Source organism: Nonomuraea sp. NPDC005501 (genome assembly GCF_040605905.1).
Lineage (GTDB): Bacteria > Actinomycetota > Actinomycetes > Streptosporangiales > Streptosporangiaceae > Nonomuraea.
Window position 1 is genome coordinate 27993 of sequence record NZ_JBEXDT010000064.1, and the last position, 20697, is coordinate 48689.

Annotated in this window: 15 protein-coding genes; 10 read left to right on the top strand and 5 right to left on the bottom strand. The window is 70.7% G+C overall.

All coding sequences use genetic code 11. The features are described 5' to 3' along the window. Window positions 1-95: 95 nt before the first annotated feature. Window positions 96-737 carry a TetR/AcrR family transcriptional regulator gene (locus tag ABZS51_RS27540; protein ID WP_355446681.1) on the bottom strand — a complete coding sequence of 214 codons (642 nt, stop codon included), beginning with the start codon at window positions 735-737 and terminating at the stop codon, window positions 96-98. A gap of 46 nt (window positions 738-783) precedes the next feature. On the opposite strand from ABZS51_RS27540, the gene ABZS51_RS27545 reads away from it, so the two are divergent. Further along, complete coding sequence (locus tag ABZS51_RS27545; RefSeq protein ID WP_355446684.1) at window positions 784-2316, top strand: FAD-dependent monooxygenase; 1533 nt, start codon at window positions 784-786, stop codon at window positions 2314-2316. A gap of 5 nt (window positions 2317-2321) precedes the next feature. Here ABZS51_RS27545 and ABZS51_RS27550 read toward each other — a convergent pair whose 3' ends face one another. Together ABZS51_RS27550 and ABZS51_RS27555 are read right to left on the bottom strand one after the other, a co-directional pair. Next, the gene (locus ABZS51_RS27550) at window positions 2322-4892 is read right to left on the bottom strand and encodes a BTAD domain-containing putative transcriptional regulator (protein ID WP_355446687.1); all 2571 of its coding nucleotides are present in this window, start codon (window positions 4890-4892) and stop codon (window positions 2322-2324) included. A gap of 137 nt (window positions 4893-5029) precedes the next feature. Further along, window positions 5030-7180: a glycoside hydrolase family 6 protein gene (locus ABZS51_RS27555; protein ID WP_355446690.1), complete on the bottom strand. Its 2151-nt coding sequence runs from the start codon at window positions 7178-7180 to the stop codon at window positions 5030-5032. A 117-nt stretch (window positions 7181-7297) separates the two neighbouring features. Between ABZS51_RS27555 and ABZS51_RS27560 the strand changes: the two genes are divergently transcribed. Both ABZS51_RS27560 and ABZS51_RS27565 read left to right on the top strand, forming a co-directional pair. Beyond that, window positions 7298-7948: a class I SAM-dependent methyltransferase gene (locus ABZS51_RS27560; RefSeq protein ID WP_355446693.1), complete on the top strand. Its 651-nt coding sequence runs from the start codon at window positions 7298-7300 to the stop codon at window positions 7946-7948. A 133-nt stretch (window positions 7949-8081) separates the two neighbouring features. Beyond that, window positions 8082-8399: a hypothetical protein gene (locus tag ABZS51_RS27565; protein ID WP_355446696.1), complete on the top strand. Its 318-nt coding sequence runs from the start codon at window positions 8082-8084 to the stop codon at window positions 8397-8399. A 47-nt stretch (window positions 8400-8446) separates the two neighbouring features. On the opposite strand, the gene ABZS51_RS27570 is transcribed toward ABZS51_RS27565, so the two are convergent. Next, window positions 8447-9913, bottom strand: a complete 1467-nt coding sequence (locus ABZS51_RS27570; RefSeq protein WP_355446699.1) for a sialidase family protein — start codon at window positions 9911-9913, stop codon at window positions 8447-8449. Between the two features lie 355 nt (window positions 9914-10268). Between ABZS51_RS27570 and ABZS51_RS27575 the strand changes: the two genes are divergently transcribed. From ABZS51_RS27575 to lanL, 3 genes are all read left to right on the top strand, one after another. Beyond that, complete coding sequence (locus ABZS51_RS27575; RefSeq protein ID WP_355446702.1) at window positions 10269-11030, top strand: antibiotic biosynthesis monooxygenase; 762 nt, start codon at window positions 10269-10271, stop codon at window positions 11028-11030. A gap of 308 nt (window positions 11031-11338) precedes the next feature. Then, the gene (locus ABZS51_RS27580; protein WP_355446705.1) at window positions 11339-12376 is read left to right on the top strand and encodes a cellulose-binding domain-containing protein; all 1038 of its coding nucleotides are present in this window, start codon (window positions 11339-11341) and stop codon (window positions 12374-12376) included. 558 nt (window positions 12377-12934) lie between these two features. Then, a complete protein-coding gene (gene lanL / locus ABZS51_RS27585; protein ID WP_355446708.1) occupies window positions 12935-15466 on the top strand; it encodes a class IV lanthionine synthetase LanL in 2532 nt (843 codons plus the stop codon). Between the two features lie 49 nt (window positions 15467-15515). On the opposite strand, the gene ABZS51_RS27590 is transcribed toward lanL, so the two are convergent. Beyond that, the gene (locus ABZS51_RS27590; RefSeq protein ID WP_355446711.1) at window positions 15516-15944 is read right to left on the bottom strand and encodes a DUF6463 family protein; all 429 of its coding nucleotides are present in this window, start codon (window positions 15942-15944) and stop codon (window positions 15516-15518) included. Window positions 15945-16861: 917 nt separating this feature from the next. On the opposite strand from ABZS51_RS27590, the gene ABZS51_RS27595 reads away from it, so the two are divergent. The 4 genes from ABZS51_RS27595 to ABZS51_RS27610 are packed head-to-tail and all read left to right on the top strand — an operon-like array spanning window position 16862 to window position 20670. Beyond that, window positions 16862-19264 (top strand): nitrate- and nitrite sensing domain-containing protein, encoded by a 2403-nt coding sequence (locus ABZS51_RS27595; RefSeq protein WP_355446713.1) that lies wholly within the window; start codon window positions 16862-16864, stop codon window positions 19262-19264. Then, window positions 19264-19695: a roadblock/LC7 domain-containing protein gene (locus ABZS51_RS27600; RefSeq protein ID WP_310708155.1), complete on the top strand. Its 432-nt coding sequence runs from the start codon at window positions 19264-19266 to the stop codon at window positions 19693-19695. Before ABZS51_RS27595 ends, ABZS51_RS27600 begins: the two co-directional genes overlap by 1 nt. After that, the gene (locus ABZS51_RS27605; RefSeq protein WP_355446716.1) at window positions 19692-20090 is read left to right on the top strand and encodes a DUF742 domain-containing protein; all 399 of its coding nucleotides are present in this window, start codon (window positions 19692-19694) and stop codon (window positions 20088-20090) included. The genes ABZS51_RS27600 and ABZS51_RS27605 overlap by 4 nt, the downstream gene beginning before the upstream one ends. Continuing rightward, the gene (locus ABZS51_RS27610) at window positions 20071-20670 is read left to right on the top strand and encodes an ATP/GTP-binding protein (protein WP_355446719.1); all 600 of its coding nucleotides are present in this window, start codon (window positions 20071-20073) and stop codon (window positions 20668-20670) included. The genes ABZS51_RS27605 and ABZS51_RS27610 overlap by 20 nt, the downstream gene beginning before the upstream one ends. Window positions 20671-20697 lie beyond the last annotated feature (27 nt).

Below are 20697 nucleotides of genomic sequence, written 5' to 3' on the forward strand. Positions count from 1 at the left end.
CGATGGCGCGCCCGCCCCAGGGACGTGCCGGGCACGGTCCGCTGATCAGCGGCTCCTGACCGGCCCTCTCCCGGCCGGCCCCGATCGGGGTGCCGTCACAGGCCGTCGGGAAGCGCCCGTTCCAGGCCGTCGAAGGCACGCACGGCCAGTGCTCGCTGCTCGTCGGCGATGTCGTCGGCGCGTTCGCCCGCCAGCAGCCGCGCGGCTGTGGTGACGTAGATCGTGCGACAGGCCGCGACGGTCAGCGCCGCCGCCAGCCTGGCCCGGGAGTCGCCGGGCTCGACCCCGGCGGCCTCCGCGAGGAGAGAGGCCATGGTGTCCTCCATCTCCTCCACGGCCTCCCTGGCCCGCGCCCGCAGCGACGGCGCCGCCAGCACGACCCGCCAGAAGTGCGGGAAGTCGTCGTGCAGGCCCGACAGCGGATGCCGCTGGTCCATGAGCTCCAGCAGCATGCGGCGCAGCGGGACGAGCGGGGACTCGCCCTCCTGGCGTCCCCGGACGGCTTGCGTGATCAGCTCCGCGGCCTCGGGAAGCCGGTCGAGGAAGAGGTCCTCCTTGCGGGGGAAGTGGTTGAAGACCGTCATAGCGGAGACGTCAGCGGCTTCCGCCACCTCGGCGACCGTGACGTTGTCGAAGCCGCGCTCGAAGAAGAGCATCGACGCCACGTCGGAGATCCGCTGCCGTGTCTGGCGCTTCTTGCGCTCGCGCAGCGTGAGGGGGGCGGGATCGTGGTTCACGATTCCAGTTTAGCGAGTAAAAGATTTTAGTGACTATAGTGAAGTCATGGACTTCGATGTGGTGGTGGCAGGGGCAGGTCCCGTCGGACTGATGCTCGCCTGCGAGCTTCGGCTGGCCGGAGTGTCGGTGATCGTCGTCGAGCGGCTGACCGAGGTGGACACGACGATCAAGGCGGGTTCGATCACCCTGCCGACCGCCGAGGCGCTCTACCGCCGCGGGCTGCTGCCCGCGGCGGCGGAGACGCAGCGGGAGGTCTTCGCGCGGTTCATGCGGCCGGGTGCGGGCGGAACTCCCGGGAAATCCGGCCCGAAGGTTCTCGGCCACTTCGCCGGCATCATGCTGCACGACGACATGCTCGACACGTCCGATCCCGACTTCGCCGGCCACGGCCCCGCGGCGAACGTTTCGCTGGTGCCCCAATCCGAGCTGGAGCGCCTGCTCGGCGACCGTGCGTCGGCCCTCGGCGTCGAGGTGCGGCGCGGGGTGGAGCTCACCGGGTTCGACCAGGACGCCGAGGGGATCACCGTCCACACCGGCAAGGGTCCGATCCGCGCCGCCTGGCTCGTGGGCTGCGACGGCGGCCGCAGCACGGTCCGCAGACTGGCCGGGTTCCAGTTCCCCGGCACGGACCCGGAGATCACCGGCCACCAGGCGCTGGTCGAGATGGAGGGCGCCGAAGACCTGGGCATGGGCTGGAACCGCACCGACACCGGCGTCTACGTCCACGGCCCGATACCAGGCCGTATCCTCACCGTGCAGTTCGGCGGGCCACCCGCCGACCGGGACGCGCCGATCACCACAGGGGAGCTCCAGGCGGCCCTGCGCCGGGTTTCCGGGGTCGACGTCACGATCACCGCCGTCCACACGGCCACCCGGTTCACCGACAACGCCCGCCAAGCCACCACCTACCGAATGGGGCGGGTGCTGCTGGCGGGCGACGCGGCGCACGTCCACTCGCCCTTCGGTGGCCAAGGGCTCAACCTTGGCATCGGGGACGCGATGAACCTCGGCTGGAAGCTCGCCGCCGCGATTCGCGGCTGGGCGCCCGTGGGGTTGCTCGACTCCTACACCGCCGAGCGGCATCCCATCGGCGCGTGGGTCCTGGACTGGACCCGGGCCCAGATCGCGCTGATGCGTCCCGAACCGCACGCACAGGCCCTGCGTGACATCGTGACCGACCTGGCCAGGACGCTGACCGGAACCACCTACTTCGCCAAGAAGCTCTCCGGCGTATGGCAGCACTACGACCTCGACGGCGACCACCCGTTGGCCGGCCGCACGGCGCCTGACCTCGAGCTCACCGGCGTCGGCAAGCTGGCCGACCTCCTCCACGGCGGCCAGGCCCTGCTCCTCGACCTGACAGGCGGCGACGCGGCACTCGGCCGGCACGCCGAAGGCTACGGCGACCGGATCCGCGTCGTCGCGACGACCTGTCCTGACCGTCCCGACCTCACGGGCCTCCTGGTCCGGCCCGACGGGATCGTCGCCTGGGCGTCAGGCGCCCCGGACACCTCGAAGACGCTGGACAACGCGCTGACCCGGTGGTTCGGAGCACCTTCCGAACTCTCCCCTGCCTGAGCCGTTCAGAGCAGCGCCAGCAGGGACCGGGCGTTCGCGTTGCCCTGGCGGTCGCCGGTCTCCTCGAAGACCTCCAGCGCCGCCCGGGCCAGCTCGCGCGAGCGTACGGCCGCGCCCTCCGCCCGGTTGACCTTCGCCAGGGCCAGCAGGGCATGTGCGTCGAGCAGCCGGTCGCCGAGCCGTACGGCGATGCTTCGGGCCCGCTCGGCGGCGGCACGCGCGTCCGGCTTCGCGCCCTGCGCCAGGTGTACCGCCGACAGCTCCAGCAGCGTGTCGGCCTGCCGGTGCCGGTCGCCGAGCTCGGCCAGGCGACCGACGGCGGCCAGCAGCCGGTCGGCGGCCTCGTCCAGCCGGCCCGAGCGGCGCAACATGACGCCGAGCACCTGCTCGGCGTCGGCGGCGTCACGCTGGTTCTCCGCCCTCTCCAGGCAGGCCAGCAGCGCCCGCTCCGCCTCCTCCAGGCGGCCCAGCTCCAGGTGTACGCGGCCCAGCCGGCGCATGACGTGCGCGACCTCGCGGGCGCTTCCCCGGCTCTCGAACATCTCGAGCGCCAGCCGAAGCCGCTCCTCCGCCCCCTGCCAGTCGCGCTGAGCCAGGTGCAGGTCGCCCTGGTCCAGCAGGATGAGCGCCTCGCCCAGGCTGTCGCCCGCCCGCCGCGCCGCCTCCATCGCGGGGCCCGCCAGGGCCCGCCAGTCGTCCAGGAACCGGTGCCGCTCCAGGTAGGGGGCCAGCAGGTGGGCCAGCCGCCAGCAGGCGCCGTCCAGCCCGGCGGCGCTCAGGTCGGCGACCAGGCTCACCAGGAACGCCCGCTCGGCCGCCAGCCACTCGACCGACTCCCTGATGTCCCTGGTCGCCACGGCCGTGGCCGGATCTCCCGACACCAGTGAGAACCGCGACGCCTGCACGCGCGACAGCGCCTTGTCCGCCAGCTTCGCCAACGCCCCCGGCACCGGCTGCTCGCGCGCGAACAGCCGGGTCAGGTCGTGCAGCCGGTAGCGCACCTGCCCGGCCACGTCCACGCCGTGCGTCTCCAGCAGTCCCGCGTCCACCAGCGCCTCCGCCTGCCCGCCGAACAGCTCGGTCACCCAGTCGGCGAAGTCCGGCGCGGACAGCGCGCCCAGCCCGCGCAACGTCAGCCTCGCCGCCTCCGGCAGCCCGTCGAAGCCGATCGCGAACACGCTGCGCACCGTCAGGTCGCCCGCGTGCAGCCGGTCGAGCCGCTGGTGCTCGTCCTCCAGCAGACCCACCAGATAGTCGGCGGTCCACTCGGGGCGGGCCGCCAGCCGGGAACCCGCGATGCGCAAGGCGATCGGCAGGCCGCCGCAGAAGCGCGCTAACCGCCGCAGGGCGCCGTCCGCCGCCTGGCCCGAGCTCTTGACCAGCAGCTCCAGCGCCTCCCCGTCGTCCAGCACGCCCACCGGCAGCCGCCGCGCGCCGAGCAGGCCGCCCAGCGGGGAACGGCTGGTGACGATGGTCGGGCACGAGGTCAACAGCGGCCGCACCTGCGCCTCGGCGGCGGCGTTGTCCAGCACCACCAGGAGCTTGCGGTTGGCGGTGTAGGTGCGAAACAGCCGCTCGCGCTGCTCCGGCGCAGCCGGGATCGCCTGGGCCGGGCAGCCGAGCCAGCGCAGGAAGTCCTCCAGCACGGCCGCCGGGGCCGTGGTCTCGCGCAGGTCGGCGTACAGGATGCCGTCGGGGAAGTCGGGGCGCCGCCGCCATGCCGCGTGCACGGCCAGCGCCGACTTGCCTGCCCCCGCTTGCCCGTGCACCACGACGAGGCCGCCGGTCACCTCCTTCAGCAGCTCGGCCCGGCCGGTGAAGTCGGCCACGTCGGGCGGCAGCAGCACCGGCGGACCGGCCGACACGTGCAGCGAGGCGTCGTCGTGCAACATGCGGTGGTAGAGCAGTTGCAGCTCCGGGTCCGGCTCGATGGCGTGGCCGCCGTCGAGCTGGTCGCGCAGCACCGCGTACGCGGCCAGCGCGTCCACCCGGCGCCCGCTGCGGTAGAGCGCCAGCATGTACTGGCCGCGAAAGCGCTGCCACATCGGGTGCTGCCTTGTCAGCCGGCGCAGCTCGGCCAGCAGCTCGCGATGGCGCCCGGCGTCCAGGTCGGCCTGCACCCGGCGCTCCAGCGCGAGCAGCCGCAGCTCCTCCAGTTCCTCTCGCAGCCGCCGGGTCTCCACCCACCGCTCGCCCTCGGGATCCACGTCGTCGAGCGCCTCGCCGCGCCACAGGGTCAGCGCCTCCTCGTACGCGCCCCGGTCCACCAGCAGCCGGAACCGGTCGACGTCGAGCTGCCCGTCGCCGAGGTTCAGCAGGTACGCGCCGGACACGGTCGTGATCGTCCCGTGCCCGATCAGCCGCCGGAGCTGTCCCACATACCCGCGGACGAGGGAGTCGGACCGGTCGCCGTCCTCGTGCGGCCACAGCAGCCTGCGCAGCCGCTCGGCCGTCAGCGGCCGGCCCGCGTTGAGCAGGAACATCGCCAACAGATCGCGATGCTTGGGCACGGTCGGGGTGCAGTCCTTGCCGTCGGTGTCGCGGACCTCCAGCGGGCCCATGATGCGGAACTCCACGCCTCCTCCCTATCAGGAAGCCCGGCCGCCCGCCCGCGAACCTCGCGTCTTCGTGATCAAGGAGTTGGCCGGCGGATTCTACGTACCGGCGTCCGCGCCCGGCGACAGCACCGGTGTGGTGCCTTATGGGCGAAACCTCACCGCAATGGCGGGTTGGCCAGTTTGGCCCGTTCGAGGGCCAGCTCGGGCCACCACTCGCCCGCCTCCGGCGACACGACGCCGCGCTCCGGGTCCTTCTCGCCGTCAGTGCCACGCCGGCATCGGCCTCCGGACGTGCCCGCCCGCGCGATCCACAGGTAGGCGTCCACCAGTTCCTCGCCCGTCGCCGTGGTCGGCCGGTCGCCGACGCCCCTGCCCGGCGGGTTGCACCAGGTCTGCGGGTCGGAGTAGTGCCTGGTCGGAGCCCAGGAGCCCTGGCCGTTCCTGCCGGTGTCGACGACGAAGTGCGGCATGGTGGCCGGGTCCGCCTTCACATCCATGGGACAGCCCTTGCGGCCGGTGGCGAGCCGGACGGCGATGCAGCTCGACAGCTTCTTGCCGTACGCGACCGACTTCTCGGTGCTCTGGTAGCCGGCCGTGTTGACGAAGAAGCCGTCCGCCCGGTCGATGCTCGCGCCGATCAGGCGGTCGGCCATGAGCTCGGTGCCGGGCCAGAGGTCCTGGCTGCCGTCGAGGTAGACGGCGGTGTTGGGGTGGGACTTGAGGGTCTGGACGGCCTGGCGCAGGTCCCTGTAGCGCTGGTCAGGGGAGCCCTGGGGGTCGCAGTCCGGCGTGCCGGGCATCTTGGCCAGGCTGCCGGGCTCCAGGATGACCGCTGCCCGCGCGTCGCCGATCTGGGCGGCTATGCCCTTGATCCAGTCGTGGTAGGCGGTGAGTTCCGTGGAGGCGGCCGGGCGGCACTCGCTGCCCGGCAGGTGGTTGATCAGGAACACGGGCACCGCGTCCTGCTGTCCGGCGCCCGTGACGGCGTTGTCCACCTTGGCCCGGACCTCGGAATCGCCGAGGCGGATGGCGTAGGGGATGGCGGCCAGTTTCGTCATGAGCTCGGCGTCCCGCGGTCGGTCCTCGGCCCAGAGCCTCGCCTGGCGGCTGGCCGCCGGCTCGGGCGGGGCGTAGAACCGGACGTCCTGCCCGGCGCGCAGCGGGTTGCGTGCGGCGGTGGGCCGAGAGGCCGCCGGCGATGCCGCGTCCCCCGTCCCAGAGGTACCACTGGCCGCCGGGTCCCGGACGCCGGTGGGAGAGCCCTTCCCCTGCGACGCGAACGCCACCACCCCGGCCGCCGCGACGACCACGGCGGCCGCCCCGGCCACCCACTTGCGCGACGGGCCGACGCCCCGACCGCGTCCATCCGCCACCGGGTCCGTCCCCGCGTCCACGACGCCCGCCGCTTGCGCCGGCGCGGTCCCGGGGGAGGAGAACCGGGGTGGCTGTGTCAGGTGGACCCGCTCGGCGCCCCCCTCCGCCTCGCTCGCGGGAGCGGCGGGCAACGGGATGGACGTGCTGAGGTGGTCCAGGATGTCCTGGGCGGTGGGGCGGTCGGCGGGCTTCTTGACCAGGGCGGCCGCGACCAGGTCGTGCAACTGGCCGGAGAGCCCGTCCAGGGCGGGGGGCTCGTTGACGATGCGGAGGAGGATCGTGGGCACCGAGCCGGAACCGAAGGGCGACGCCCCGGCCGCGGCGAAGGCCAGCGTGGAGCCCCACGAGAAGATGTCCGACGCGGGACCCACCTGCGAACCGGAGACCTGCTCGGGGGACATGTACGCCGGCGTCCCCACGATCGCGCTGCTCATCTCCGCGTCGGCGAGGCGCGCGATGCCGAAGTCGATGACCTTGGGCCCCACCTGGGACAGCAGCACGTTGGCCGGCTTGAGGTCGCGGTGCACCACCCCTGCCCCGTGGATGGCCCGCAGCGCCACCGCCATGGACACCGCCAGCCCGTCCAGCGCCGAGCCCTTCAGCGGCCCCGAGCGGCGCACGGCGTCCTCGAGGTTCGGCCCCTCGACGTACTCGGTGACCAGGTAGGCCGTCTCGCCCTCGACGTCGGCGTCCAACACCGGGGCCGTGCAGAAGCGGGCGACTCGCCGGGCGGCGGCGACCTCGCGGGCGAAGCGGCGGCGGAAGTCGGCATCCGCGCTCATCCTGTGGTGGATGAGCTTGACGGCCACCCGCGTGCCGTCCGGTCCCTGACCCAGGTAGACGGCGCCCATCCCGCCCTCGCCCAGTCGGGCCAGCAGGACGTACGGCCCGGCCAGGCGTGGATCCCCGTCGCGCAACGCCTCCAAGGTCATAGATCATCAGGTTAGCCTGCGGCCGTGGGGCCTTCCAGGCCTCGCGCTCCGCCCGCGCGGCACCGGCCTGCCGTACATCGGCTGAGTCCCAGCCGGGGTGGGCTATTTTGATCCACCATGACCCAAGCCGGCTTCGTCGAAACGACCCGTGACGCCTACACCGCGAGGGCGGCCGAGTACAGCGAGCTGTTCCGCGATCCTCTCGCGGAACAGCCGCTGGACCGGGCCCTCATCGACACCTTCGCCGACCTGGTGAAGGCGACGGGCGCCGGGCCGATCGCCGATCTGGGGTGCGGGCCAGGACACTACACGGCCTACCTCCACACAAGGGGAGTCACCGCGTTCGGGATCGACCTGTCGCCGGGGATGATCGAACAGGCCCGTCAGGAGCATCCCGGCCTCCGGTTCGAGGTGGGGTCCATGTTCTCGCTGGACCTGGCGGACGCCGTCGTCGGTGGCGTCTTCAGCCACTACTCGATCATCCACACACCACCGGAACGGGTGCACGAGCTGTTCGACGAGTTCGCCCGCGTCCTCGCACCCGGCGGGCACCTGCTGCTCTCCTTCTCGGCGACCGACGACCCGTCGCAACCCGCCGAGCCGTACGACCACGTCGTCTCGCTGGCCTACCGATGGTCCACCGACATGATCTCCGCCATGCTCCGCGAGCGGGACATCATCGAGACCGGCCGCCTGATCTTCCCCGGGAATCAGGACCCGAAGCGCGGCTTCCCGAGAGTGTTCCTGCTGGCCGGCAAGACCGGCTGACGCCGACGCTCCGAAGCGGTCGTCACCGGCCCAGGAGTGGGTCTGGCCCCACCCACCCGTACGGCCAGGCCCATATGGGCCTGGCCAGGCGCTCCATAGCATCGCTAGCACAGCGACACGAAGGAGCAGGATCATGGCGAACGCCGGCGACATCACGACCGCGACGGAGCGCATCGGCGACGCCCGCGCCCAGGAAGCCTTCACCACGGTGAAGAAGTGCGTCATGCTCTTCCGCGCGGCGGAGGGGTCGTACAAGGCTTTCGACCGCGTGCGCACGCTGTCCACCATCATGCCGGTCGTGATCATCGGCGTCGACCTGATCCCCGGCCTCTGCCCAGCGTGGTACGCCGTGCTCCAGGGTCTGTCCGCGCCGGCCCTGATCGGCGTCGCCTTCATCACCCGCGGGTCCGCGCTGAGCGCCGCCTTCCCCAAGAAGACGGTCTCCTTTTGACGGGCGGGGCCCGGCCCGGCCGGGCCCCGCCGGCGGCGTACGACCGCTCAGCCGGAGAAGCGGGCGCTGTGCAGGTCCACCGGGTTGGCGGCGTCACCGGTGGAGACGCCGTACACGGCCGTGAAGGCGTTGCCGGCCGGGACGAGGCCGGTGTAGTCACCGAGCAGGCGCCCCACGCTGGTCAACGGGACCTTCCGCGTGTCGAACGGCCCCTCGATGTGCTGCTCGCGCCATGCCCCCGGCTTCGTGCAGGCGGTCGAGCAGGTGACGGCCCACAGGTCGGTGGGCAGGGTGGCCGGGTCGGGCGTGTTGTTGCGGAAGTCGTAGTACGTGACCGCCACGGTGCCCGTCCTGGACGTGGCGACGACCGGTACGGCGGCGGAACCGGTGGGCGTCCTGTCCAGGCGGATCGGGGTGGACCACGTCCGCCCGCCGTTCGCCGAGCGCGAGTAGGCCACGTGGAAGCTGCCGTCGGCCTCCTGGCTCTGCCAGACGGCGTTGACCACCTGGGTGCCCGGTTGGGCGGCCAGCTGAGGCAGGGCGGCGTTGCGTACCGGGTCACCCGAGTTGTCCGGGTCCGGGATGCGGGGGCCCACCGCGAGCGGGGCCGGGACGTTCAGCGTCGGCGCCGACCAGGTCTTGCCGCCGTCGGTCGAACGGATGACCTGGGTGGAGCCGGCGTCGATCGTCTCGTGGTGCATGCCGATCAGCAGCGTCCCGTCCGGGAGCGGCACCAGCTGGGTGCCGATGACGCCGCTGTTGGTGGGCACGTCGTAGACCTTGCTCGTGGTCCAGGTGCGCCCGTCGTCGGTCGACTTGGCCAGGTAGACCGGCTGTACCCAGTTCGGCGTGGTGCTGGTCGACTGGTCGTCGATGCGGTCCCACACCGCGTAGACCACGCCCGGGCGGTACGGGTCCGCGGTCACCGACGGGCGGTCGTTGAAGAAGCGCGGGTTGTCGTCCCGCTGCAGGGTGGTCGGCGCGTCCCAGGTCCGGCCGCCGTCGCCGGAGCGGGCCACCAGGATGGCGGTCACGTCCCCGGCGCGGGACATCGACAAGGACGCGGCCACCGCGGCACCTGATGGCGTGACCGTGACCCAGTTGTCCGTCGTGACGTCGTAGTCCCCGCCGTTGGCGCTCGTGCCACCGTTGCACCGGGAGAAGGCGGGCAGGTTCTTGGACTGCTGCCAGGTCAGGCCGTAGTCGTCCGACACGGCGGTGACCGCGCCGTTGCTGCCGTACCGGTTCCAGCGATCCTGCTGGTACACCGTGACGAGGTGTTGCGGACGGTTCGGGTCCCGCCCCAGCATGGGCAGGACCTCGGTGTTGGGGTTCAGGGTGTAGCCGTCGGCCGGGGGAGGCCCGCAGTCCGCGGGCAGCGGGCTGGTGCCCGAGACCGGCCGGATGATGACGGGTCCGCCGGTGGAGGCGCCGTCCGCGGCGGCGGGCTGCACGACGGCGCAGGCCAGCAGGATGGCCGCTGCGGGTAACAGCGCCCTGGAGCGTCGGATCACGAGCATTCCTCATCTTGATCGTGTTGATGAAGACGTCCCCGGCTCGCCCGGGGCAATGTGGTATCTCCCGGGCGTCCGGCGAACGACGCAGGGAAGATTACCGGCGCAAGATCAGTTTCGTCCGCCGAATGATCGCAAAGCCGAGGCTGTGCCTGACCTGCGCTTTCGCTGCCGGCCGACTCCTCGGCGAGGGGGCCGGTCCGGCGGATGACGTACCAGGTGAACAGCGTCGGCGGACCGGCCGCGGGTGGAAGAGGAGGAGTTTGATCCTTTGCGTTGATTACACGATTACACTACGACTGGCTTGCGGCTACGTTCTAGCTCGCTTGCGCGACCCGCTGAGAGGAACGCCGTCATGATCGTGGAGTACATCCGTTACCGCATCCCTGATGAGCGGTCGGTCGACTTCGAGGAGGCCTACGGCAAAGCCGCCGTCTTCCTCGCGAAGGCCCCGCAGTGTGTGGACTACGAGCTCAGCCGCTGCGTGGATGAGCCTGTCTGCTACATACTGCGGATCACGTGGTCCTCGGCCGAGGACCACACGCGGGGATTCCGGAACAGTGAACTGTTCCCCGGGTTCCTGGCGGCGATCCGCCCCTACGTCGGCATGATCGAGGAGATGCGGCACTACGAGCGCACGCCCATACTCGGCGTCGGCTCGTCCGTCCCGACGATGTACGACTGGGCGGGCGGCACCGAGGCCCTGGAGCGCCTCACGGAAGTCTTCTACACCAACGTCCTGAAGGACGACCTGCTCCGCCCGCTGTTCGAGCACATGTCCCCCGACCACCCCAAGTGGGTCGCCATCTGGCTGGGCGAGGTGTTCCGCGGCCCGGAGCGCTACAGCCAGGAACGCGGCGGCTACCACCACATGGTCCGGCAGCACCTGGGCAAGGCGATCACCGAGGCGCAGCGCCGCCGCTGGGTGAGCCTGCTCATGGACGCCGCCGACGAGGTCGGCCTGCCCGCCGATCCGGAGTTCCGCTCCGCGTTCGCGTCCTACATCGAGTGGGGGACCCGCATCGCGCTGTCCAACTCCCAGCCCGCCGCGACGCCGCCCCTGGAAGCGCCCATGCCCCACTGGGGCTGGGGCGTCGCCCCGCCGTACCAGGGCTGAACGTCCTCGGCAGCCCTCTCTGAAACTTTCCGCTTCTGGACAGCGTTTTCCCAGGCCGGCCGTGGCTCTCGCCCACGCTTGTTGACACCGGTGCGAGGGTTCGGGACCGTGCCCCTCGTTGGCGTTCATATTCCTCGGGTTCGCCGTCATCGGGGGTCATCAAGGCGGCGGGACCACCCGCAGCGCCGGCGCCCACGACGCCCGCCCATGGTGGGTGACGCGGACCTGAAGACGGGTTCGAGCCGCAACGGAGGAGTCAGATGAACCAACGAGGACCACGCCGGGGTCTTGTCGCCTGGGTCTTAGCCGTGGCCTGTCTGGCCGGCGCCGCGGTGGCGAACACGATCACGGCGCACGCCGCCTCGGCCGGCTGTCAGGTCACCTACACCGTCGGCTCGCAGTGGGCCGGCGGCTTCAGCGCCAACGTCGCTGTCAGGAACCTCGGTGATCCGCTCACCAGCTGGGCCCTGCGCTGGACGTTCGGCGCCGGGCAGACGATCAGTCAGGCGTGGAACGCCGACGTGGCGCAGAGCGGCAGTGCGGTGACCGCCTCCAACACGAGCTGGAACGGCTCTCTGGCAACGGGCGCCGACGCCTCCTTCGGGTTCAACGGCACCTGGAACAACTCCAGCAATCCCGTGCCGGCCGGCTTCACGCTCAACGGCGTCGCCTGCACGGGTAGCGCGACTCCTTCGCCGAGCGTGACCCCTTCTCCCAGCGTGACCCCGTCCACGACGCCGTCACCGGCGCCGAGCACCCCGCCGTCGCGGACGGTGCGGGTCTTCTGGCTCAAGCCGTCGGACGTGGCGTACGACCAGCGGTACCCGGACGGCATGACCAAGGTCATGCAGGAGGCGCAGCGCTTCTTCAAGCAGGAGCTGGGTAAGACGTTCACCCTGAACAGCCCGGTCGTCGAGGTGGTCAACGGCGACAAGCCGCGAAGCTGGTACGAGAACACGCCGAACTGCGGTGAGAAGTACTGGTGGGCGGTGTGCAACATGCAGGCGGAGCTGCGCCGCAAGTTCGGCCTCGGCGCACCGGACAGCCGTTGGCTCAACGTCGGCGAGGTCAGCGCCGAGGGCGACGGCGCGGGCGGTGGCGGCGGCAACGGCTGGGTGATCCTCAGCGGCCACGACGCTGACGGCGCCGCCGGGCTCAACGGCGCGATGAATCGTTGGTACGGCGGCATGGTGCACGAGCTGGGGCACGCCTTCGGTCTGCCGGACGCTACGTCCACCGACGGCACGTGTATGTCGGCATCCCTCTACGACTACCCGAACTGCCACTTCAGCCAGGCGCAGAAGGACAGCATCCTGCGCGGCAGCTACGGAAGCTTCCTCTCCTGAGGCGGGTCACGTCCACGGACGGCCATCGCCTGGTTCTCCTTCGAACTTGATCTTCGCCACTCGAAGGATCACGCGATGGCCGTCTTCATCTCACGACGCCACGTCTGGCACCAGGTCGAACTCTTGCACCACTCCCGCGGACGCAACCCGGCCGGCCGGGTGTGCCGGTGACCTGTCGGCCGGAAGCTGAGCAGTGCATTCGAAATCCAAGACCGCCCGGAACGTTTCATTTGCACGCTTGGTAATCGGCCGAGGTCAGACCGCACGCTTTGCAAGAAATCTTGACACAACACCCTCGACTGTTACCATGACGCTGGATATCGGACGGGCTATAATCGGTAGAAAGGACAGGCAATGTCTGCACTTCTGAGGATGGAACCCCGAGTGGCCGGGACCGACGTAATGGAGCCGGTCGTCGAGTTCGAGCAGCGGTGGGAGAGCCAGGTCGACCAGGATCGCTGCCCCGTGACGCGACCTGGTATTTCGAAAATCTGCTGACCGCCGGGGCGGGCGCGGCCCGGACGTACCGGAATTCACCCAGACGGGGGCTGGCAAAAGATGTGCGAGACGGGTTCCCAGGACTGGGTGGAACAAGTCGTCAGGCAATGCGTCGGTGCTGACCACACGGTGACAGGCGGCTCTGTCTGGCTGGTTGTGAGGCCGGACAGAGCCGTTCTGCCGGACCACGGATGGAAGTTACACGTATCTTCTCGCGCCTCGGACTTTCCCGAACTGGTGGAAAAACTCGTCCCCTTCCTGGTGGCCGAGGGCTGTGTTTTCAAGCTGGCTCGTTCGCGACAGGTGCTTCACGAGTTGAACGACGGCCGGACGGTCCCGGAGAGCGTCGGTAAAGCATTCACCGTCTATCCGGACCAAAATCTCGTCCGTGAAGTCGGACTACGACTCGCCAGGACACTGCGCGGCCACCAAGGGCCGCGCGTACTCAGCGACCGGAGAGTGTCCGCGGACGCTCCGGTGTACTACCGGTACGGGGGGTTCGTCACCCGGCGGAGTACCGACGTGCGCGGACAGTCGATCACACTGCTGCGCGGGCCCGCCGGCGAGGAGTTCGACGAGGCCGCCGGGCTCAGCTACCGGCAACCGTCGTGGGTCGAGGACCCGTTCGCCGGCGTTCAGCCCGAACCCGGCCGCTCCCGCGACGACCTACTGCTCAGCGGACGTTACCGCGTCGTCGTCGGGATCCGGGAGGCCGCCCAGGGCAACGTCTACCGCGCGATCGACGAGCGGACCGGCCACGGGGTGGTCGTCAAGCAGGCGCGCGCCTTCGTCGCCGAACACGGCGACGGCAACGACGGCCGGCTGCGGCTGCGCAACGAGCGTCGCATCCTGGAAGCTCTCGAGGGAGTCACCGGTGTGCCGCGGTTTCTCGACCACTTCCGGTACGGCGACGACGAGTTCCTGGTCACGAGCGACCGCGGCCCTCTGACCCTGGCCGCAGACGTGCGGCAGAACGGTCCGTACCGGACGGGGCCCGACAGTGGCGCGCGGAGCCTCGACCGGCTGGCGGGCGAGCTTGCCCGCATCCTCACCGCGGTGCACGAACGTGGCGTCATGATCCGGGATCTGTCCCCCGCCAACGTCGTGATCGGTGACGGCGCCAGCATCATCGACTTCGGCCTCGCCTCCTACGACGGGCTGCACCTGTCCGGGATGACACCGGGCTACGCGGCCGCCCGGCAGGTACGCGGCGAGCCGCCGCGAGAGGCCGACGACCTTCACACGCTCGGCATGGTCCTGCTGTACGCCGCCACCGGCCTGCACCCGGTGACCCTGGGCGACGATCCGGAGCTGGCGAGGACGCGGGCGCTGCAGACGGTCTCGCGCTACCACGGCCGTACGCCGTCGGGAACGATGTCCGCCATCGTGGAGCTGCTCGGCGACGAGGAGCGTGCGCGCGCCGTCGTACGGCGGCTCGCGTCAGGAGAGGGCGGCCGCCGGACGGCGTCCCTGCCGTCGTCGCCTGTTGTCACCGCGGACATGGCCGCCGAGGTAATGGACAACCTCGTCGGCGACCTGCTCTGTCTCGTGGACGACGTCCTGGAGGCCGCAGCCAACACGAAGGCCGCCAACGACGCGAGCGTCTACAGCGGCGGCGCGGGCATCGGCCTGGAACTGCTCCACCACCGGCACCGGCCGGCCGCGGATCGGAAGCTGCGCGAGCTGGTGGCCTTCACCGAACGCGTCACGGCACCGCTGAGGCCGCAGCCGGGGCTGTTCACCGGCATGACCGGAACGGACATGTTCCTTCAGGAAGCGGTTGCCTGCGGCATCGAGCTGAAGAACTGGCCGGGCCGGAGCCTGCCGCCGCCGGAGTGGAGACACGAAAGCGCCGACCTGACCGACGGAGAGGCGGGAGTGGGCCTGGGGCACCTGTACTTCTACCGCGTCCACGGTGACGCGGCCGACCTCGAGGTGGCACGGCGCTGCGCGCGGACCGTCGCCGCGGAACAACCGCTTCCTCGTACCTCCATGCCGGGCCAGGCCGATGTGACGGCCGGACGCGCGCACGGCCTGGCCGGCTCCGCCGAGCTGCTGCTCGGCCTCGCCGAGGAGACCGGCGATTCGTGGGCACTCGAAGCAGCCGCGAACCGGGTGCGCGACCTTGCGGAACGCGCCCGAATCCTCGTCCGCGAAGCGGAGGACCCGGCGGCGGAGCCGATGACCATGTCGTGGTGCCGCGGCCTTACCGGGATGGGCCAGACCCTGCTGCACGCCGGCAAGGTGCTGGGCGACCCGTCCCTGACCGACCTCGCCCTCCGGGGAGCGGACGTCTGCGTCGCCCGGATGCAGCGACTGAGCGCGCTCGGCCAGTGCTGCGGGGCCGCCGGTGTCGGCAACCACCTGTTGAACCTGGCCGACCTGGAGCAGTCCGAGCGTTACCGGGACGCGGCCTTCGACCTGGCTGCGCATCTTCTGCTCCGAAGCGCCGGCTCGCCCACCCACCCCCGGTTCTTCGCGCCCGACGACCCTCCCGCCCGCTCGCTCTCGTGGGCGCAAGGACTGACCGGCGTTCTGACCTTCTTCCGCCGATTGGCGCACGGCGGTCCCGACTGCCTCCCGGTCACGTAAGGCGGCTTGGAACCTTCTCGTCCCGGACGGCGGGGAAGCCGGACCGTGCTCAGGACCGACCGCGGGAGTGCCGCCTGGTGGTGATGTTCGCCGCGATGAGCAGGCCGGCGGGGATGGCTGCGAGCAGGAAACCGCTCGGTCCGATCAGGGTGACGGCCAGCGCTCCCCAGGCGAGGGTCACCCAGCCGACATACCCGGGAACATGGTGGCCCTGCCGCCCCATCCGCGCCACCAGCAGTCCCAGCAGTGCCAGTACCACGACGAATCCACCGGGCAGCGCCCAGAACGTCGCCACCGAGTCGCTGTCCGCGGCACGGTTACGGAGGTCCCCGGCGAGCCAACTGGACCAGGGGGCGAGACGGGCGAACACGGCGGTGTGCGCCACGGCGATCAGGACCATGGTCCGGCCGGCCCAGATGGTGAGCCGACTCGGGGGCGCGGACAATACGGGCTGGTGGGTCGCGGGGGTGGTGGTCATGGTTCCCAGCTTCTCCGGACCGCGACCAGATGTGCTCCCCCGAGGGAGGGACGCGGCTCCCTCGCACCGGGGAGCTTGACGCCCTGGTCACGCGGGGCGGACCGTCCTTGCCACCACGCCCAATTGCTATCCGGCGACCTGTGCGAAGCAGGTGAAGTCCGGCGGAGGTAATACTGGTCGACGGGCAGAACCAGGCCGTACAGATACGGCCGGGCCCATGGCGGTAAGGCGATGAGGGCCTGGTGCAGCCGTCGGCGCGGCGCGTCTCCGCTGCACTCATCGCACTCGCATCGCCTGAAGAGGCGGTCAGCGGTCCCGACAAGGGCCGCGCCCTGCCAAGCCACCAGGGCAGTCGCCACCGCACCCGGCCACATACGGGTGTGTTCGAGAGCGATGACCGCGGCCATGGGACGACGGCTGAGCCCGGGGACATGATGGATCAAGGCTCTGTGGGTGCCGCACGCCGATCCTCGCGTACGGGCCTCGGAGGGGCGCCTACGCGGCATGGCCCTTTCTGGTCGCTGTCATGAGCGCGATGATCGCATACCTGGAGCGCCACCTCCAGGCGGTAGCTGGGGCAGGTGATCTCCTACCGCGGGTCTCCCGTCGGGACGTGGCCTCAGCAGTGCGCCTGGCCGCCGCGGGTCGAATTGTTGTGGCGCCGAGGAAGGGGGAGACCAGGTCCGGCTCACGAGCGAGGACGTTCCGCTCGATGTTCTGCATGCCGCTTCAAGAGAGCGCATGACACCCCTGGGGAGAGTCGGCGAGGCGGGGGCTTTCGGGTCACCTGCCGTATGGCTACTATCAGGCACCAATCGCCTACTTTGGCGATTTTCGTCATGGACGCACCGACTGGTGAGGAGAGTGTCCTGCACGTGGCTGGATGGGGCAGGGTCGGGCGGCGACGAACGGCGAACATGGGCGACAGCAACGGGTTATCGGGGCCGACCGGCGACAGGTCGCGGCGGCTGCCCTTGCGTACCGTGCTGCTCATCGTCGTGTTCGTGCCGAGCGTGACTTTCGCTCCACTGCTGGCCTCGGGCATGTTCCAGCTGTCCAGTCAGTGGCAGACGGAGAAGGCCCAGATGGAGCTGGCCACCACGACCGTCGGCAGGCCCGCGGCCAACCTGTTCTTCAGCCTTCAGGAGGAGCGACGGCTCACCGCGGAGGCGCAGGCCGAGCCGCGTGGCGCCGCCCGTGACAAGCTCGCCAAGCAGCGCGCGGTGACCGATCAGGCCGTGAAAGCCTTCCCGTCGCCAGCGGCCCTGGACACCACCAACGCGCAGGAGGGGCTCACCGGCGCGATCACCCGGTTCCAGCGCGGCCTCGGCCTTCTCGACCAGCAGCGCGGGGCGGTGGACGCCGGTTGGGCCAGTGAGCAGCTGGCGTTCGACTACTACAGCGGCGTCATCGAGGCGGACCTCAGCGTCCTGACCGCGCTCAGCCACACGCATCACGGTGAGGTGGGCAGCAAGGCGCAGACCCTGGTCGACCTCTTCTGGGTCGTCGACATGATCGGCCGCGAGGACGCCGTTCTGGCCCGTGGCTGGAAGAGCGGGCGCCTGACGAAGGACGAGTACGCCCTGGTCACCGACGCCATCGGCACCAGGAAGCACATCCTGCAGTCGCAGGTGCTCCCCAGCCTCCTGGGCAACGAGAGCCAGTACCGAACGCTGACGACCAGTAAGGCATGGGACACCATGACCGGTCTGGAGAAGCGGCTGGTCACCTCCGGGACCGGTGCCGAGAGCAATCAGGTGATACTCCGCGACGTCGGCCCCGCGTGGCGCGCCTCGGTGGACATCATCAACCCGCAACTGCTGCAACTCCTCAGCCTCCGGCTCGACAACGTCGCCACGATCGGCAACAGCCACGCCCGTACGCTCTTCGTGATCTTCGTCAGTGTCAGCGCCGTGAGCCTGCTCGCCTTCTTCCTGGTCGTCTTCACCAGCTGGCGCCTCACCGCCGTTCTTCGCCGGCGCATCCTCCACCTGCGCGAGGAAGCCCAGGAGCTCCAGGAGCGCCTGCCCGACGTGGTCGCCCGGCTGGAGCGCGGCGAGGACGTCGACGTGGACGCGGAAGTCCACATGGTCGAGCCCACCCCGGACGAGCTCGGCGAGCTCGGGCAGGCCCTCAACCTGGCCAGTCGCAGCGCTGTCCTCACCGCCGTGCGGCAGGCCGAGCAGCACCGCGGCTTCCAGCGCATGCTCCAGCGCATCGCCCGGCGTACCCAGATCCTCATCGGCCTTCAGCTGAAGAAGCTGGACGAGCTGGAGCGCAGGCACGAGGACCCCGAGGTGCTGGAGGGCCTGTTCGACCTCGACTATCTCACCGCGCGGCTGCGCCGCTACGAGGAGAACCTGGTCATCCTCGGCGGCGGTCAGCCGCAGCGTCGCTGGCGCAAGCCGGTACGCCTGCTCGACGTCCTGCGCGCCGCGCAGGGCGAGGTCCAGGACTACCGGCGGATCTCGATCGACGTCGCGGGTGAGCCCTGGGTGGCCGAGCGGGCGGTGGGACCGCTGGTCCACGTCCTGGCCGAGCTCATGGAGAACGCCACCGCCTTCTCCAAGCCGCCGACCCCCGTCGAGGTGCGGGCCGCGCTGGTCAGCCGGGGCCTCGCCGTGGAGATCGAGGACCGCGGCCTCGGCATGGAGCCCGAGCAGTACGCCGCCGCCAACGACCTGATGCAGTCGCCGCCGCAGCTCGATGTGATGACCCACGCCGACGATGTGCGTCTCGGCCTGTACGTGGTCGCCCGGCTCTCCGCGGGACTGGGCCTCCAGGTGGAACTGCGGCCGTCGGCCTTCGGCGGCACCCGGGTCATCGTGCTGCTCCCGGAGTCGCTGGTCGTGGACCGCCCCCGCGCGGTACCCGAGCCGGCCGCCACGCCGCGCGAGGAGGCTCCCCGGGAGCCCGCCGGACCGCAGCCCCACCCGCGGGAAGCCGCGCCCGGTCCCCGCCCGCCCCGCGAGGGCGCGCAGTTGCCGACCCGCTCCAGGGGACGCGCGATGGCGTACGTGACGGCGCCCGGCGCCGGAGGACCGGATCGGGGCGAAGAGCCCCCGCCGCCCGACCCCCGGCCGCTGCCCCAGCGGGTACGCCAGGCCAGCCTGGTCACCGAGCTGAAAGTCCCGGTTGACAGGGAGGAACAGGCCGACCAGGGAACCTGGCCCGCGCGCGAGCAGCCCGGCCGATCCAGTGCCATGATCGGTGCGTTCCAGAGGCAGTCCCGCAGGCGCCGGACCGGTGACGACGACGCCTCCCAGCCCCGGCCGGACGGGTCCGCCGAGCCCAGTTCCCCTACGACGGAAGATCGATGATGACGCAGCGAACCACCGCCACCGACGCAGACCTGGACTGGCTCCTGGACGGCCTGGTCGATCAGGTCGCGGGCACCCGGCACGCCATCGTGCTGTCCGACGACGGCCTGGTGATCAGCCGGTCCCGGACCATCGAACGCTCGGACGCCGAACGCCTCGCCGCGATCGCCACCGGGCAGCAGAGCCTGGCTCGCGGTGTCGGGCAGCTCTTCAACGGCGGACCCGTGCACCAGGTCATCATCGAGATGGCCGACCTGTGGCTGTTCATCACGGCCGCGGGCCGCGGCACCCATCTGGCCGTGGTCGCGTCCCAGGAGGTCGACGCCGAGCTGATGTCCGTCGCGATGCACACCCTGATCCAGCAGGTCGGCCAGAAGCTGGGAGCCGACGCGCGCGCCCCGCAGGCCGATGACGCGAGGAGACGCGGATGAGGCACTGGACTGAGGGCTTCGACGACGAAGACGCCGACGAGCCCCTTGTCCGTCCCTATACGATCACCGGCGGACGAACCACGCCCGAGCGGGACGACCTCACGCTGATCACCCTGGTGACGGCGATCTCCGCGGTGTCCTCGGAGGCCGGGCAGGAGCTGCGGGGGATGCAGCCGGAGCACCGCACCATTCTCGCTCTGTGCGGGCGGCCTCTGGCGGTGGCCGAGGTCGCCTCCGCGCTGAACCTCCCGGTGTCGGTGACCAAGATCCTCATAGGTGACCTGATCGAGGCCGGTCGGCTGCGGTCCCGGCCACCGCTGGCGTTCGCGCAGGCGGGCGGCCTTCCCGGTATGACGATCCTTGAGGCGGTGAGGGATGGGTTACGCAACCTCTGACCACGGGCACGCGGCTCCCCTGGCGGTGAAGATCCTGATCGCCGGTGGTTTCGGCGTCGGGAAGACGACCCTGGTCGGCGCGGTGAGCGAGGTCGCCCCGCTGCGTACCGAGGAGTACCTGACCCACGCCAGCGTCGGCGTGGACGACCTCGAAGGGGTGAGCGGCAAGACCACCACCACCGTCGCGCTCGACTTCGGGCGCATCACGATCAACCGGGACCTCGTCCTCTACCTGTTCGGCACCCCCGGGCAGGAACGCTTCTGGTTCATGTGGAACGACCTCGTCAACGGCGCCATGGGCGCGGTCGTCCTGGTCGACACCCGCCGGCTGGACGTGAGCTTCGCGTCGATCGACTTCTTCGAGAGCCGCGGCATCCCCTTCGTCGTCGGGGTCAACTGCTTCCACGGTGTCAGGGACCGGACACAGGAGGAGATCCGCAAGGCGCTCGATCTCGATCCACAGGTGCCGCTGGTGCTCTGTGACGCCCGCGACCGGATGGCCGGCCGCGACGTGCTGCTGGCGCTCATCGACCATCTGATGGCCGCTCACGCCCGCACCGCGCCACACCCTGTGTCCTGACCGGGCACGGTCGCGAACGAGCCCGCG